15 protein-coding genes and 2 tRNA genes are annotated in these 16,244 nt (G+C 47.3%); 6 read left to right on the top strand and 11 right to left on the bottom strand.

The annotated features are described in order from the left end of the window. Window positions 1-74: 74 nt before the first annotated feature. Window positions 75-206: a hypothetical protein gene (locus HPY27_RS30405; protein ID WP_017250682.1), complete on the bottom strand. Its 132-nt coding sequence runs from the start codon at window positions 204-206 to the stop codon at window positions 75-77. Then, the gene (locus HPY27_RS23605) at window positions 203-343 is read right to left on the bottom strand and encodes a hypothetical protein (RefSeq protein WP_174226109.1); all 141 of its coding nucleotides are present in this window, start codon (window positions 341-343) and stop codon (window positions 203-205) included. Before HPY27_RS23605 ends, HPY27_RS30405 begins: the two co-directional genes overlap by 4 nt. A gap of 149 nt (window positions 344-492) precedes the next feature. On the opposite strand from HPY27_RS23605, the gene HPY27_RS23600 reads away from it, so the two are divergent. Beyond that, on the top strand, window positions 493-1,356 hold the full coding sequence (locus tag HPY27_RS23600; RefSeq protein ID WP_174226108.1) for a hypothetical protein: 864 nt from the start codon (window positions 493-495) through the stop codon (window positions 1,354-1,356). A gap of 74 nt (window positions 1,357-1,430) precedes the next feature. Here HPY27_RS23600 and HPY27_RS23595 read toward each other — a convergent pair whose 3' ends face one another. Both HPY27_RS23595 and HPY27_RS23590 read right to left on the bottom strand, forming a co-directional pair. Next, on the bottom strand, window positions 1,431-3,398 hold the full coding sequence (locus HPY27_RS23595; RefSeq protein WP_174226107.1) for a dynamin family protein: 1,968 nt from the start codon (window positions 3,396-3,398) through the stop codon (window positions 1,431-1,433). Then, entirely contained in the window at window positions 3,395-5,065 is a 1,671-nt protein-coding gene (locus HPY27_RS23590; RefSeq protein ID WP_106834136.1) for a dynamin family protein, read from the bottom strand. The genes HPY27_RS23595 and HPY27_RS23590 overlap by 4 nt, the downstream gene beginning before the upstream one ends. A 210-nt stretch (window positions 5,066-5,275) precedes the next feature. On the opposite strand from HPY27_RS23590, the gene HPY27_RS23585 reads away from it, so the two are divergent. Genes HPY27_RS23585 through HPY27_RS23570 form a run of 4 tightly spaced genes read left to right on the top strand, consistent with a single transcriptional unit; the run spans window position 5,276 to window position 9,342 of the window. Then, window positions 5,276-6,850: a spore germination protein gene (locus HPY27_RS23585; RefSeq protein WP_173623946.1), complete on the top strand. Its 1,575-nt coding sequence runs from the start codon at window positions 5,276-5,278 to the stop codon at window positions 6,848-6,850. Beyond that, window positions 6,851-7,957 (top strand): GerAB/ArcD/ProY family transporter, encoded by a 1,107-nt coding sequence (locus tag HPY27_RS23580; RefSeq protein ID WP_173623947.1) that lies wholly within the window; start codon window positions 6,851-6,853, stop codon window positions 7,955-7,957. Then, a complete protein-coding gene (locus HPY27_RS23575; protein WP_017250687.1) occupies window positions 7,950-9,185 on the top strand; it encodes a Ger(x)C family spore germination protein in 1,236 nt (411 codons plus the stop codon). Before HPY27_RS23580 ends, HPY27_RS23575 begins: the two co-directional genes overlap by 8 nt. A gap of 4 nt (window positions 9,186-9,189) precedes the next feature. Then, complete coding sequence (locus HPY27_RS23570; protein ID WP_167403199.1) at window positions 9,190-9,342, top strand: hypothetical protein; 153 nt, start codon at window positions 9,190-9,192, stop codon at window positions 9,340-9,342. Window positions 9,343-9,411: 69 nt separating this feature from the next. Here the strand turns inward: HPY27_RS23570 and HPY27_RS23565 are convergent, their stop codons facing one another. From HPY27_RS23565 to HPY27_RS23535, 7 genes are all read right to left on the bottom strand, one after another. After that, on the bottom strand, window positions 9,412-9,936 hold the full coding sequence (locus tag HPY27_RS23565; RefSeq protein WP_017250689.1) for a type 1 glutamine amidotransferase domain-containing protein: 525 nt from the start codon (window positions 9,934-9,936) through the stop codon (window positions 9,412-9,414). A 26-nt stretch (window positions 9,937-9,962) separates the two neighbouring features. Then, window positions 9,963-13,058 (bottom strand): ATP-binding protein, encoded by a 3,096-nt coding sequence (locus tag HPY27_RS23560; protein WP_483296519.1) that lies wholly within the window; start codon window positions 13,056-13,058, stop codon window positions 9,963-9,965. A gap of 152 nt (window positions 13,059-13,210) precedes the next feature. After that, entirely contained in the window at window positions 13,211-13,684 is a 474-nt protein-coding gene (locus HPY27_RS23555) for a 23S rRNA (pseudouridine(1915)-N(3))-methyltransferase RlmH (protein ID WP_026043254.1), read from the bottom strand. A gap of 98 nt (window positions 13,685-13,782) precedes the next feature. Continuing rightward, complete coding sequence (locus HPY27_RS23550) at window positions 13,783-14,898, bottom strand: response regulator (protein WP_174226105.1); 1,116 nt, start codon at window positions 14,896-14,898, stop codon at window positions 13,783-13,785. Between the two features lie 164 nt (window positions 14,899-15,062). Then, window positions 15,063-15,145: transfer RNA gene (locus tag HPY27_RS23545), tRNA-Leu, on the bottom strand. A gap of 17 nt (window positions 15,146-15,162) precedes the next feature. After that, a tRNA-Pro gene (locus HPY27_RS23540) sits at window positions 15,163-15,239 on the bottom strand. A gap of 116 nt (window positions 15,240-15,355) precedes the next feature. Continuing rightward, a complete protein-coding gene (locus HPY27_RS23535) occupies window positions 15,356-15,862 on the bottom strand; it encodes a hypothetical protein (protein WP_174226104.1) in 507 nt (168 codons plus the stop codon). A 135-nt stretch (window positions 15,863-15,997) separates the two neighbouring features. On the opposite strand from HPY27_RS23535, the gene HPY27_RS23530 reads away from it, so the two are divergent. Then, window positions 15,998-16,222 (top strand): hypothetical protein, encoded by a 225-nt coding sequence (locus HPY27_RS23530; RefSeq protein ID WP_007722024.1) that lies wholly within the window; start codon window positions 15,998-16,000, stop codon window positions 16,220-16,222. Window positions 16,223-16,244 lie beyond the last annotated feature (22 nt).

The following is a 16,244-nucleotide window of genomic DNA, read 5'->3' as shown; positions in this document are numbered from 1 at the left end:
CAACCGAAAAAGGGCAGTCCCCTCGTCTTTACGAGACCGGGAACTGTCCTTTTCATTTTCCCACCAAATCGGAACTATTCCAGCTCAGCCGCCACACGACTCACTTTTGCAGCCAACTCGTCGAGATTGACGTTCATTTCAAGAAGCTGCAAACAGACCTGTGAAATCTCGTTGATCTGGTCGATGACGCGATTGCGCTCACTCATTCTTGCATGTGCTTCTCCAGCTCCTCACGTATTTTCACTTTGCCATCCTGCTCCAAAAAGCCTTTGGTGTTCGTGAACAAGCAAATCGCTGATGCAAATGAAGATTCGGCTACTTGCAGTTCGTCAGCAAAGGACATTGCTTCCACCGCGGCATGATTTTATCGAACTCCTTATTTTTATAAAAAACAATATTTTACATATATTCAACCATATGCTAAGTTTCAAACTATAAAAATTTACAACGCGTTCATTTTAAATCGAATCATGCAACACCACAGGAGGAACCATGAGGCTGGAAATATGTAAACTCGATGAGGTGATCGTCATTGGCGTCCTAGAGGATTTGAATTTCGATTCTCACGACGATGATTACGCACAATTTTACAATCCTCGGCTTACGGGGATCGAGCATGTACTTGAGCCAGAAAAAATATTTGAGATGTGGGATTCAGATGGCACGATCATCGGGAAAAGAGTGAGTCATATTGAACACATTCCAGATGGGTGCTATGTGAAAACGATACCAGCAGGAGAATTTGCCAAGCTTCACAAGAGTCAATTGCAGTACGAACTAGATATGTTTGCTAGGACAAATTATATCGAAGAAATGAGCTATGGATTTTCTTCCAAAGAGACCAAAAAAAATGGTGATACACAAGAATTTTTCTATCGGCCAGTTCAGTATAGTCCTGATGTCGTGAATACACGTACGATTCCATCTTTAGAGAAAGACTTTTCAAAGTCATTAAAAGAACGATATATTTCCATATTTTACGATGTAGAAAGCTGTAGCTTTCGCCGATTTGTATATAACCGATATATCACACAGTACCAAGGTTGCCTCTGGGACTTAGCGAGATTCAATAACAACGATAAAGGTATCGTCAGAGAGGGTATGTCCGAAAATGAAGCGGAAACGTTTTTGCTTGAAAAAGGTGAGGTACTCGTTTTTTGGGAAGGTTTTAGTACGTTCGGAAAAGAGATGATACGAGACAAAGTAATGAAGATGGACGCAAAATATCTGCTGGAAAACTATGGGCGCTTCACTATCGATATGTACATTTTTGATGAGACATTGACGTGGACTGTTATTTTTCAGCCCGAGGAAGACGAAGACGGATTCGAACATATTTTGCTGCGGGTAGTATGATAGATACCTGAAAAAAGGGCAATCCCTGGTCTGTACAAGACTTGGGGACTGCCCTTTTCGCTATTATGTTCCGACTACGCCAGCTCAGCCGCTACACGACTCACTTTTGCCGCCAGCTCGTCGAGATCAATGTTCATCTCAAGTGCTGCAAACAGACCTGTGAAATACTCGTTGATCTGGTCGATGACGCGATTGCGCTCATGCGCCACCAGCTCTTGGAACAGCGTAGAAAACTGCTCATCCAGCTGCTTGTTTCCGATTTCTACATACCCGCTCACTGGTTCTTGCATGCGCTTTTCCAGTTCTTCACGCATTTTCGCTTTGCCATCCTGCTCGAAAAAGTCTTTGGTGTTCTTGAACAAGGAAATCGCTGATGCAAATGCAGATTCGGCTACTGGCAGTTCGTTAGCAAAGGACAGTGTTTCCACCTGACGCTGCTGATATGGTGCCAAGGTCAACCCTGCTGCGTAGCCTTGTGCATCCTTTTGCCACGCTGCAACAAGTGATGTCCCCTGCTTGTTCGTGAATTTCTCCAAACGAAGGGTAGTCGCTCTCAGTTCCTGCGCCAAATCGTAGCTGATCGAACGCAGAAGATCAGTCAAGCATCCTTGCAGTGCTTGCTTCATGTTGCGTCCATCTTCCTTGATGACAGCCGGGTTAAAAGCGAGATTGAACAATTCGTTGAATCGGAAGAACAAGCGCTGGCGAACGTAGTAAAGCAGCTCCTCGCGCTCTTTTGCCAAGTCACGCTCGAACGAAGTGGTAGACAGTGCCTCAACAGCTGATAGAGCCTGTGTCTTGGCTGTGCTTGCTGCTTCTTTGCGCAATTGACGCTCGTCTTCTCCGGACTGTGCCATACGCATGAATTCTGCCAAGGTATCGTGGGCGCGACGGATTTCACCGATTGCAGCATTCACCGCAATTTGCGTCAGCTCTTCAATCGTAAAGCGGAGGAACTCTGCTTCAAACGAAGCCATTCCCGAGAATTTGAATGCTTCATCTGCCGGCATCAGCGGCTCGCCTTCAGCCGTATTCGTGCGTTGGCGGTATACTTTCTCCGCAGAAGCTGCCAGCTTGCCTTTTTCATGCATCCGTGCCAACAGAGCAGTCTGGCTGGACACTGGATAAATACGTGGGAGGCGAATGCCGCACGAGAGGAGGTTTTTCTCTACGTGGGTAAGAACACCCTGCAATTCTTCTTCATTCGCTGCGAGGTCACAAGCATTGACGATAAAGAACATTTTGTCCATTTCAAACGTATCCTTGACGCGCCCCATTTGCAGCAAAAATTCGCGGTCAGCCTGTGCAAAGGCATGGTTGTAATACGTCACGAACAGGACCGCATCCGCGTTTTTCATGTATTCGAACGCCACACCTGTGTGACGTGCGTTAATGGAGTCAGCACCAGGGGTATCTACCAGAACAATACCCTGATCGGTTAGTGGACAAGAATAGAACAGCTCGATGTACTCTGCGAAACAAGCTTTTTCTTCCTTTGCCACAAACCCTTTGAACGCTTGCATATCAACCAGCAGCTCGCCGCCCAGATGAGCCGACATCTCTGGCAACCCCTTTGTAACAGCTTTCAAAAAGGTGTAATGCGGTTTTGCCGTCGGAGGGATTTGGGCGACATCGATCTTGCCCAGCTCTGCCAGTGCCCCTTCGAGATCAGTAGCGATCATACCAAAGACAGCAAGGGAACGGATCACGTCCTGCTCAATGGCTTCACGCTCTTTCATGACGACACGAACAGTGCCATGCGGGTGTGTATCCGTAGGCGGCATGATTTTGTTGATCGCTGCTGTTGTCGGGTTCGGTGACACTGGCAGCACGAGATCGCCCATCAAGGCGTTCGCAAAAGACGATTTCCCTGCACTGAATGCACCAAACAGTGCGACAGTAAAACGATTGGCTGTCAGGCGATCTGCTCGATCCAGCATCGCTTGTGCCTGTGCTTGCATTCCTGGTACGGTAACGACTTCTTCACTTGCGCGCCGCAGACGCTCTGCTGCCGCAATTAGTTTGTCTCGTAGTTGATTCATGCTACTTGTTCTCCTCCACGCATAATCGCCAACAGACGACCCTTGGTTTCTTCTTCTCTCGCTGCCAGTCCTGCCAGCTTTTGATGCAGCGCAGCCATTTCACGCAATACGCCAAGGCGCTCGCCTTGAGCTGCACTTTCTACACGCACCTGCTCCTTGATCATCTCAACCACTTGTGCAATAAAGGAGAGACCCACGCGTCTGTACTCCAGCTTCATCCCGCTGGAAATATCCGCACAGTAGTTCAGAACGTACTCACTCGAGGCAGCACCCTCTTTAATGTGCTTGCTCAGGAACTCGCCCGTAATCTCGATCTTGGTCGCGTGAACGCTGGCGTGATATTCTTCGCTCCGCAAATCAAACACTTGCGGCTGCTTGCCGAGCCATTCTTTGAAATGGAAGTCGAGATTTCCCGCCACTTTTTCGCGGAACTCGACGAGAAGGGCTTCTTCGCGACGTGCGCGTTCTTCCTCTGTCTTCTTGCCTGCAAACAACAACCCAACCTTGAAGCCCGGTTTGCGGCTCTCCAAATAGCTTCGTGCTGCTTCATTCGTGCTGAAATAAGTCAAACGAGCATTGTCCAAAAGTACACTCAGCTCTTTTTCCATCTGCATTCGGGCATCCTCGGCACGCTGTTCTAGAGCCGCTGCTGTCGCTTCCTCCTGCTCAAGCGCTACCTGCACAGCCGCTGCATTACGACTGTCGATGCCTTCTACTTCCAGACCATCCAGCTGGGCTTCCCACTGCTGGCGTTGATCTGCCTGGCTTGTTCTTACTACTTGGATATGTTCATCGATCAAATGCTCGGCAGCACTGCGAACGCTCGTGCCAACCAGCTTTTCACGATCAGCAATCAACTGCGCAAGCATGCCCTTGAATTCCTCATACATGTTCTCAGAATGATCTGGTTCGGCAAGCGACGTGTAAAAAATACCATCCGGATGGATGTTCCAGGTCGCGAATGCCTCCTCGACGCTTTCCTTATAGCTATCAAAATCCAATTCGAAATCAATATGTTTATCGATCATGTTCACAACCAGATAGACTGGCTTGCCACGGTCCTTCAACGTCTTCGTAAAGTTGAAGTTCTCTTCGGCTTGAACATGGTTATAATCCATCATGTAAATGACGACGTCAGCCAAATGCAGCGCAGACTCCGTAGCGATTTTGTGTGCCGCATCCGTGGAGTCAATGCCCGGTGTATCGAGCAAGCTGGCGTATTCGTCAAGGAATGTTCCCGGATAGGAAACCTCTACGGATTCTACCGTATCTCCGTCAACAGCAAACTGCTTGAGCTTCTCCATCTCCGTATCTGGATCAAATGTAAGGACTCCGCTGTTCAGGGTGAAGACGCGAGCCGCTTTTTCTCCGCCGCGAATCTTAACAACATTCGCACTGGTCGGAATCGGATTGGACGGTAGCAAATTGACACCCAGAAGCGTGTTAATCATCGTTGATTTTCCAGCGGAAAAATGTCCGCAAAACGCAATATTCAGCTCAGCGCGCTTTGTTTTCGCTGCCAGTTGAATGAGCTTGTGAGGCGTAGTTTCGTCTCCCTGCGATTTCATGACTTCCGCGAGTTCTTCCCATGTATGTGCTAGTCGGGAAAAGTCCGTTTCCCGGATCAATACTTGACTGTCAAGCACTTCTATTCCACCCTTCTCCATCTTTCCTACTCTCTCTACTAATTCCTGTTCATGAACTTCCTTATTTCCTACACTCTATTCTACCATGCCGAATGTAACATAGGTCACAGATGAGTTCAATTTAAAACTATGAAAGATTTAGCATTCGCCTATTCTTCCGCATAATTTTCCTCTCATCTGGAAAAAATCGCACTAACATGATATTCGCATTCTGAACGGGAGGAACTTCAAATGATGCGCAGATTTTTGTCCCAGCGTCGCCAAAAGAAAACTCCCTCTCTTATCGCACAGCGTTTGCAGCAGCGAAATGATCCTACGCTTACGCTATCGACCAGTTTGACGCAAAACATGGAGACGTTCAAGACCGTGCTGGGCAGCCCACACGATTTATTAATTCGTTCCTTTACGATCGGCAACACCAAACATTCCTGTGCCGTTATTGCCATTGATGGATTGGCGAACTGCGACATGCTGGATACGCAAGTCCTCGGACAAATCCAGTTGATGATCTCGACTGCTTCCAAAGTAGTACCGACTGAACCAGATGAGATTGTCCGGATGCTTTATGAAGAAGTCCTTTCTGTCGTTGAAATATCGAAAGCAACGGATTTGACAAAAATACTCGAAGGCATTCTTTCCGGGGATACAGCCATTTTTGTGGATGGATCGACCGAAGTCATTATTGTCGACAGCAAGGGATGGAAAACTCGCTCCATTGAGGAGCCGGTCTCCGAAGGCTTGGTTCGAGGTCCGCGGGACGGCTTTACGGAGAGTATCCGGGACAACACTGTTCATATACGCAGACGTATCAAAGACCCGAACTTGCGCTTTGAAGGGTCCATCATAGGCAGACGCAGCCGAACAGATGTGATCATCGCCTACATTGAAAACATCGTTGATCCAGAACTACTGGATGAAGTGAGACGGAGAATCTCTACGATCGATGTTGACGAGATAGAAGAGTCCGGTTTTATCGAGCAATGGATTGAGGATGATTTTCTGTCGCCTTTTCCGCAGATTCATAATACGGAGCGTCCCGACAAAGTCAGTGGAGCATTGTTTCAAGGGCGCATTGCGATATTGGTGGACAGCACTCCCATGGTACTCATTTTGCCTGTGACGATTGGCTTGCTCCTGCATTCACCAGAGGATTACTACGAGCGTTGGATTGTCGGTTCATTAGCTAGGCTGTTGCGGTATTTGGCAGCTTTTCTGGCCGTCTATTCGCCCGCTTTCTATATCGCTCTCGTCACCTTTCACCCTGGCTTGATCCCGTCTGATCTCGCCTTCTCGATTGCCGCCACACGTGATGGAGTTCCGTTTCCGGCCTTCGTAGAAGCGATCATGATGGTGACGACGATGGAGCTGTTGCAGGAAGCCGGAATACGCTTACCGAAACCGATCGGCCAGACCATCGGCATCGTCGGCGGTCTCGTCATCGGTGACGCAGCGGTTTCTGCGGGCATCGTCAGTCCTGTCATGGTCATCGTCGTCGCCCTCACTGCTATCGCTTCTTTTGCCATCCCTTCTTATCACCTTGCCATCGCCTTTCGAATGATTCGTTTTTTCGCCATGCTTATGGCAGCCATTTTTGGTATTTATGGCGTGGTGTTAAGCTTGATTGCCATCATGATTCATTTATCCAATCTGACCAGCATCGGGTACCCTTATTTGGCGCCTCTTGCTCCACATATGCCGAGGGATTGGAAAGATATGATTTTGCGCGCACCTGTTACCTTTTTGAAAACCCGACCAGATGCCCTTCACACAAAAGATGAAAACCGAATGAATACAGGAGGGTCGTAAGTGAGTGCACAAACCTTGGCGGAGAAAATGATCAGCAAAAATCATATGGGGATTAACATTGCCTCAGTCACAATCGGCGTCGGCATCCTGACTTTTCCCCGCTCTTTAGCCAAGGCAACCGGAGCATTCGATGGATGGATTTCCGTCGTGATCAGCGGTCTTTGTGCGTGCCTGATTGGCTGGCTGCTTGCCAAGCTAGCGGCTCGGTTTCCGAGAAAAACCTTCTTTGAATACAGCTCGATCATTGCGAGCAAACCGATCGCCTACATCTTGACCTCTCTCGTCTGTATTTACACGATGCTATTTGTCTCGTTTGAAATCAGGGCAATCGGAAACATCGCCAAGCAATACCTGTTCTACAACACTCCGGTGGAAATGATCACGCTCTCCTTTCTCTTGATCGTTCAATATTCCGTGGTTGGATCACGTATTGCCATGCTGCGGCTCAACCTGCTGTTTTTGCCTGTGGTTCTTGTCGTCATGTTCATTGTCTTGCTTTTTACGACTCAGTTATTTGAGGTCGAAAATATACGTCCCTTCTTCTCTTCGGACTGGCGCTCTCTCTTGGCAGGTTCCAAAGATGTCGGGCTGTCTTATTCCGGCTTTGAAATCATTCTTTTCTATACCATGCTGATGAAAAATCCCCAAGAAGGTACACGGGCTGTTACGTTAGGTCTTTCGATCCCTATTCTGCTCTACATGACCATCTACATGTTCGTCATCGGTGTATTCTCTGCTGACGTTGCAACGAATTTGACCTATCCAACCATTGAGCTGGCAAAAGAGGTAGAAATCCCTGGGGGCTTTTTTGAACGGGTGGAATCCATCTTCTTTACCATCTGGATCATGACGATCTTCAACACTTGTGCAATGTGGCTCGATATTACGGTGCTGAACTTGTCGTCTATGTTTTTTAATGTGCACAAAACCGTGTGGGTCCTGATCCTCTCTCCCATCATTTATTTTGTCGCGATGCTTCCACAAAACCTGGTCGACTTCTTTACGTTCGCTGACAGTGTCACCTATTTCGGGATCGTTGTCGTCTATTTATGTCCCATATTGCTGCTCGTAATCGCCGTTTTGCGAGGTGTCAAAAGCAATGAATAGACGACTCATTGTCTGTAGCATCTGCTTGCTTCTTTCCACACTGCTAGCTGGATGCTGGGATCAGGTTCAAATTGAGGAACGCGGATTTGTGGTAGGTGTAGCGATTGATAAACCTCGTACAAAAGAAGCTGAGCAGCAAGCCAAACAAGAAGCTCCAGACAAACCTCAAGTAAAAGAACGCTTTCTCGTCACACATCAATTCGTCGTCCCCGGTGGATTGATCTCCGGCGGCCAAGGAAGCGGTGGTGGTGGTCAAAACACAGCCAATGAGGCTTACCACAACCTCATATCCGAGGGGGATTCTCTTTTCGAGATTTCCCGCGAATTGGCTACTCGGACCAGCAGAACTCCGTTTTATCAGCATATGAAAATCCTGATCGTCTCCGAAGACGTCGCCCGTACGAAAAACGGTTTTGCCAGAGCACTGGATTTCTATCTGCGTGATCCAGATTCCAGACGAAGCAGCAAGGTATTTATCTCAAATGGTCCTGCCAAAGAAGTACTGGAAGTCAAACCGAAAACAGAGAAGCTGCCCGCTATTTACGTCAACTCGATTGGAGAAAACGTTAATAAAAATTCCCGCATGCTTCCAGAGGTCCGATTGGGCGATGTCCACGAGGAGCTTCTCAGTCCGTACAGTTTTGTGGTTCCGCGCATCAGACCTGAAGAGCAGGAGGTAAAATTAGCAGGCGCCGCTGTTTTTACCCATGACAATCAGATGATAGGTTTTCTCGGGGAAGAAGAGACGGAGGGACTGAATTTTCTCACGGGAAAAGTTAGCGGAGGGATGGTAAAAGGTAAGTTTAAAAACAACCTTGTCTCAATGAACATCCAAGGAATCAAGCATAGTATTAAAGCAGATTTACGCGATCGGCAGCACATGAAATTCACGATAGAAATCGAATGTGAAGGCACATTGGCCGAGTCTTACGCCATAATGGATTCCTTAAATAACACGGCAATGGAGAAGCTTGAAAAAGTGTTTGCCGAAGAAATTGAGCGAATGAGTAATGACACCATCAGGAAGGTCCATAAGCAGATGAAAGTGGATGTCATCAAGCTTGGCAGCTATCTGAAGCAGCATCATTTCTCGCTATGGAAAAAGATTCGGCAGGACTGGGAAACAGGGCAGCGTCTGTATGAAAAAAGTGAGATAACCATTCAAGCAAAAGTCTATTTACGCAATATCGGTGCGATCAACCGTACCGAACGCCAAAACAACAGGTGATCCCATGTTCAAATTTTTAGGCGTAGTCCCTCCGTATTTGACCTTCACAGGGACGGTCTTGGCGTTTTTGATTCCCTATCTTTTTTTTAAAATCAATAACAAGATTCACGAGCTGGGCGATCCGCCGTGGAAGAAACGCAATGACTCCAATTCGTAACAAAACCTCTATCAACGTCAAAAAGGGGCTTACTCAGTATTTCGAGCAAGCCCTTTATTCCTTCTTTTCCTATTGTTGTGCCAGCAAATCAGCAAACGCTTTGGCATACGCAGGCAAATCAGGTGGTCTACGGGAACCCACAATGTGACCGTCTACCACGACCTCTTCATCTACCCAAATCGCGCCTGCATTCTCCATATCATCTTTAATGCCTGGCGTCGATGTCGTGGTTACCCCACGCAAAATTTTTGCGGAAGCAAGCACCCAACCCGCATGGCAAATATGCCCAATCGGTTTTTTCGCCTCGTGCATCGCAACCACAAACGACAGCACTTCCGGATAGCGGCGCAACTTGTCAGGTGCCCACCCTCCTGGAACGAGTACTCCTGCATAGTCGGCAGGATTGACCTCTGCCATCGCTTTGTCAGCCTCACACGGTACACCGTATTTCCCTATGTAGACGTGATTCGCCTTGGGGCCAACGAAATGGACGGTAGCGCCTTCCTCTCGCAGTCTCATCACTGGATACCAGAGCTCGAGATCCTCAAATTCACTTTCGACGAAGCAAACCACTTGTTTTCCTGCAAGTCTCAACGTTCTCGCCTCCTTTTCCTTCTATACTACGCTATTGTAGCATGCATCCCCTCAGGAGTAGGAATATACATAACGACTTTGGTCCCTTTTCCCATTTCAGAGGTGATACTCAACGTAGCACCAGGAATGGTATCCAATCGTCTGCAGATGTTTTGGATGCCGATGCTTCCTTTTTGATTCTCGCCTTTTGACATTTGATACAGGAGATCATCTGCAATACCGACCCCATCGTCTTCAATCATGACCTTGATGTAATGACCTCCGTCCACAATTGTAAGCGTCACGTGACCTTTTTCATCCTTTTCGAACAATCCATGTCGGATCGCATTCTCTACGAACGGTTGGATGCTTAAGGAAGGAATCTCTTTGTCAAGAATTCCATCATCTACGTGACACACAAAATCGAAGCCTTCCCCAAAACGAGCCTTTTCAATCTCTACATAAGCATGGATGAGCTCCATTTCCCGAAATAACGGAACGAACAGCGTCGTTCGATCCATATCCAAAATATAGCGCAAATATTGGCTGAGCATGGTGATGAGATACGCTGCCTTTTCTCCATCGGTATAACAGAAAGAAATGACACTGCTTAAAGCGTTGTAGAGAAAGTGTGGCTTGATTTGAGCCTGGTGAAACGCATGTTCATTGCGAATTGCCTCCTGAATGGAGGTCTTCATCGAGATCAGTGTCTGCACGCGGGCAATGAGTGTCTCCGCATCAAACGGTTTGGTCACATAGTCGTTCGCCCCTGCTCGATAGCCGAGTGCAATGTCTTGAGGGGTATCTCTGACAGATGCAAACAAGATCGGCAGGTCAAGAATCGAATACTGTGTTCGCAACAGCTGGCACAGCTCAATCCCCGATACTCCTGGCATCATCACATCCAGAATGACGAGATCAGGTTGTGGATGCTCCTTGATTTTCTTCATGGCTTCTTTTGCCGAAAAGGCCGAAATGACATTATAGCGATGCTTGGAAAGGATGTTCAGCAAGGTGTGAATGTTGGATGCCTCGTCATCGACAATCATGATGGTGTATTGGTGAACATCCAAAATGTTAAGAGGAATCTGTTCACTGGCCTCCCGATGCCTCTCCTGAGCCGTTGCGGCGAGCTCCTGCGTGACCATCTGCTGATGCCCCGTCGCCAGCGTAAAGGTCATACGGGTGCCTTTGCCAAGCTCCGAGCTCTCTACCCAAATTTCTCCTCCCATGAGTTCAACCAGCTTGCGATTGATGTATAAGCCTACCCCCATGCCTGTATATCCATCCTGTGGCAATAGCTCATCGACCTGCTCAAAATAATCAAAAATGACTTCATGCTTATCTGGTGAAATTCCTATCCCCGTGTCCTCAACAGAAATACGAACCTGTCCCTCCACCACGCCCGCCGTTACCTGAATCGAGCCTACATTCGTATGCTTGATGGCATTGTGTACGAGATTATACATAATTTGACGAAGCCGATTCTCATCTGCATACACCCAAATGTTAGCGGGGACCTGATTTTCCAGTCGGACATCTTTCCCCAGCAATTCGAATTGCAGTACGTCAAAGACAATTTGGGTGATGACCTTGATATCCACAATTGATAAATGGAGGCGCAGCTCCCCATGTTTCAGGCGAGTAACATCGAGTAAATCACCAACCAGCATAGACAGCTTGATCGATGTATCCTTGACAAGCCAAAGATTTTGTCTTTGTTTGGAAGACAACGCATGATTCTCATCCTCTAGTAAATGGGACGTGATATTGATAATCCCGTGCAGCGGTGTCTTCATCTCATGCGAAGTATGCGTCAGAAATTCATCTTTGATCTGATTGGAAATCTTCAATTGATGAGAAAGAATTTCTGTCTTTTCATAGGCATTCGTGAATCGCACTGCCAAAAGAATGTTGATGAAGGTAATGAAATACAGGATGCCGATTTTTCCCGCAAGATCAGTGGGTACGATGTTTTCTGCGTATAAAAGACCATCAATGAGACTGACCGACAAGGAAATACTCGCACCAACGAAAAGCAGCATTTCTTTTCGGTCCGACGAATCCCTTTGACTCTTGCTAGATAAATAAAGCAGCCTACCCAATATGAAGAAATGAAAGATTTGCACATAAATCAAGAGAGGCCCTTTCAGATTCGTATAAAAGGAGTAGGGCAAGACGAGTATGACAAGGATGTAGAGAAAAATAGGCGCTGTCAGCTTCACCAGCCAGTTGCGGGAAAGAACCCTCGTATCGATGGAGCAGAAAAATAGGGCGAGCAAGATCGAGCTTGCGAACAGGGATGCATCCTGTGCCTTGTAAGCAACAACGAAAGGAATCGAAGGGAAAAGCTGCAACAGTACCTTTTCACCAAAAACCATGTGATAAATACCAAGAACAATCATATAGCTGCCGCTGAACAAATAGGTTTTATCCCTCATGCGGAGAAAATAAAAGCTGAGATGGTAGGCAGCCATGATCCCTAGTGTTACGACAAAGGCAATATCTGTTCCGAGCAAGGTGCTGTTTAGAATGGCAATATCCCCATCCAAGCCCAGTTGAATCGAGCTCGCAATCCCCCCGGTGAAAAACATGAAATTCGCCACTTGAATGACAATCTCCAGGTCCTTGTCAACCGCGGAAAAAAACACAGTATACGGTGTATTCCCTGGCTGATGGGATTCACTCTCTACGGCTGGCTGTCCGCTCGCACCTTCTTCGTTTCCATTTACATATAATCGGTGGGACATCCGAATGCTCTTTGTTTTTAACCCATATATTTGCCCGTCTTCTGGGAGCTTTACTTGTAATCGATAGGTTACAGCGCCTTTCCGGTCGATACTATCGATGAGACTGTCTCCCTTCCACGTTCCAGGCACGACCAGATACGAGGGATTTGCATGTTGCCCTCGTCGAAAATCTTCAGGCGAAAGCAATTTTCCAGGATATATCTCCCATTCTCCATCTAAATTGACCAAGCCTTGTCTTTGAAAATCCCAGCTCGACAAATCGAGTACTCCCCGCTTCGCCATGGGCATGTCCCGACTAGGGAAGGTTTGTATATAGATCCCGATAAATACCGCTATGGAAAGCAAAAAAACCAAACCAATCCCGGCAGGCATCAGAAATTTTCTTCGATCCAAAAATGTATCCCCTTCCCTTACAGAGCCCGAAGATGTACGATCTTTTCGTTTTAAGAGTACCATTTCCCCCTCACAAAAATCTCACAATGTTTTTACGTATAAAGAAAAAAGGAGTCTCATGGTTTCGAGACTCCTTTTGCCGTTGAACTGGACTACCGCAACGGCTCTCCCAGGCTGATTCGTAGCGCTCTGTACAAGCGTTCCAACACGACTAAACGCGTCAACTGATGCGGATATGCTTTCTTCGGGAGTGCCAGCCGATCATTTGCTCTGACCAAGACTTCCTCTGATAAGCCAAGTGAACCGCCAATGACAAAGAGAATCTCTTTTCGGCCCTCCATCGACAAATCTTCAATTTGCACAGATAGTCGCTTTGGCGTCCATAGTTCTCCTTCTCCAGTGAGGGCGATGACATGCTGCTCTTGTTTGACTTGCGCGAGAATTTTTTGTCCTTCCGACTGCCTCACTTGTTCGATCTCAGCACTACTCATCGTTTCCATTCGGGCTTCTTCTGGAATTTCAACAATGTCCATTCTGCAATAGACAGCCAAGCGTTTACTGTATGCTTCCACTCGCGGCAAGATATCATTTTTGATTTTTCCCACAGATATAATGGTGAATTGCATGAAACTCGCCTTCTTCCTTTTTCTAGGAATGATAGCAATAACTTCTCCCAAACTTCTCACATGATCTGTGGTCGAAATGATATCTGCCTGCATCATTGTCACTGTCCAGCCACGCGGGATACCCACTCGCTTATTTCCCTCGGCGGCTCCATGTCCCACTCTTGGTGATAGGCATCAGCGAATTTGGCATAGTGCTGGACGATTTTCTGTTTTTGTTCGCCCCTTGCGTAAATCTCCATCAAGGCGACATTCATTTCCTCGTGCAAAGGGTACACCGCCAAGTACTCTTCCAGCCTGCGCGCAGCCCTTGGTAACTCCTTTGAGGCAATGTCGAGCTCTACCAGTTTGCACACCAGCTCCGTATACTTTTTCCGGTACCGTTCTTCCAGAGGGGCTTTCCACAAGAAATCCTTGCGATCAAAAAGGGCCCCCTTGTACATTGCACACAAATTTTCGACTCCTCCTGCGCTTTTGCTGTCCTTTAACGAAGAGAGATCGAATTGCTGGAATGCCAATAAATCGTACGTCTGATCCATCGGGTGAAATAGATAGCCTTCACCCGTTTTTTGTATATCGATGCCGAGTTCTTGCTCTTTCATGATTTTCTTCAGTCGATACATGGTATTGTGCAGGTTATGCGTGGCCCTGCTCTCGTCCATCTCCGGCCATAAAAGATCAGTCAGATGCCACTTGCTGATATCCTCCTTGGGATGACAGAGAAAGTAGGCAAACAGCTCCTCACTCTTTCTCGTTGGCCATCGAACAACCTCACCTCCTGCATTGCGCACGTCCAAGCCACCAAAGCATTGGATGGAAACGTTCTTCATAGGTTGTTTGATCGGGGCCGTCATTTGTAGCTGTTTGACTAACCGATTTGTAACTCGTTCAATGGCCGCAGGCGTAACCGGTTTTAAAATATAGTCAAACGCGTACACCTTAAACGCATCCAACGCGTACTCTTTATAGGCAGTCGTAAAAATAATTTTAGTGTGCTCAGACAACTCATTTATTTTAGAGCCTAGCTCAAGTCCGTTCATTTTTGGCATTTCTACATCTAAGAACGCCACATCAGGGCACAGATCGGGCAGACAAGCGAGAGCCTCTAGTGGATGTGTGAATGCTCCAACGATCGTGTAGTGATCGTTTTGTCCGATGACATGCTTCATGAGATCAAGGATGGGTTTCTCATCTTCCACTATCATTACCGTAATCACTGTCGTCCTCTCCTTTGGCAGGCTTTGTTTGTCCTGCTGCTTCCATGCAATCTTCCCTATCTATTGTCGGTATAATGGACAATGATTGTAAGAACAAAAAAAAGTGAGAAACAGGCCTACTCACTGTTCCCCACCTTATAACGAAAACCATATGTATAGATTGCTGGTGCCGGTAGAGGGACTTGAACCCCCACGGTTTCCCTCACGATTTTGAGTCGCGCGCGTCTGCCAATTCCGCCATACCGGCCTATTCAAAACAAAACATGGTCGGGAAGACAGGATTCGAACCTGCGACCCCTTGGTCCCAAGCCAAGTACTCTACCAAGCTGAGCTACTTCCCGATTTCCAGCCATATCGGAACTTCTCTCATTCGACAATTTCCGATAAGTATTGCAACACTTACATACTATACAGGCAAATTGAACCAATATCAATACCGGATTTTTTTGGAAGATAGTCATTTTTTCCTAGTTTTTAACTTCCCTCTCCATGATGTACAGATTTTCCCACATGGTATTTGTCGTTTCAGGAAATCCTGCGGAAGGTTAAACGGATAGTCCAGCGGATGACGCCCTACAACGATCCAGCGCTCATTCGGAAGCTTTTTCAACTGGTACACACGGAAAAATCGATCACTTGAATCGAAGGCAAACCAGACCACAAGCGTCGCACACCTGCTGCCCGAAGAGAGGACCTTTGATTTAACAATCGGTGGTGCCCCGATCGTATCACCTACAGGGATCGCGAGTTGTCCGTTTATTCGCCGCAAATCAAGATTGCCGATCACTCGATTTGCCAGACAAGGGGTCATGAATTTTTGCAGGAAACGGCGAATTTTTAACTTGGAATGAAACCGCTTGGGCAAAATGATTCCGCGATCCCCCACCCGCTTATGCGCTGAAAAAATAATCGTAAAGAAAGCTTGCTCTGCCAATCGAATGACTTGCACCCATTGCTTTTTCATCTGACGTCCCTCCCCCTGTCAGACTATGCATCGCGGGAGGAAAACGGTTGGACGCGTATCTATCATACATAAACCGTTGCGTGCGGGGTAAATTAATACGGTGTTCCCATCATCGAAACCCGCAGGAGGTATATCATGCCTAGCCAAATTAACACCGACTCGCTTAAAAAAGCAGAGGTAGCCACCACGCTGGCAAAAAATATGATTACGCAAGCGATCGAGCAATCTGCAGCCAATCCACAGCTCGCCGAAGAAGCCTTGAAGCAAGCGTCTCAGGAAATTGCCCAAGCGCAAACGATGGTATCCCAAGTCCAATCCACGCTGCAAACCCAAGCGCAAGCTCAACAAAGTCAATCCTAAACAAATGGCAGGCAGACCCGGG

This window comes from Brevibacillus sp. HB1.1 (assembly GCF_013332445.1).
Classification (GTDB): Bacteria; Bacillota; Bacilli; order Brevibacillales; family Brevibacillaceae; genus Brevibacillus; species Brevibacillus porteri.
Note: the sequence above shows the minus strand (reverse complement) of the source record. Positions and strands in the feature narration are given on the sequence as shown.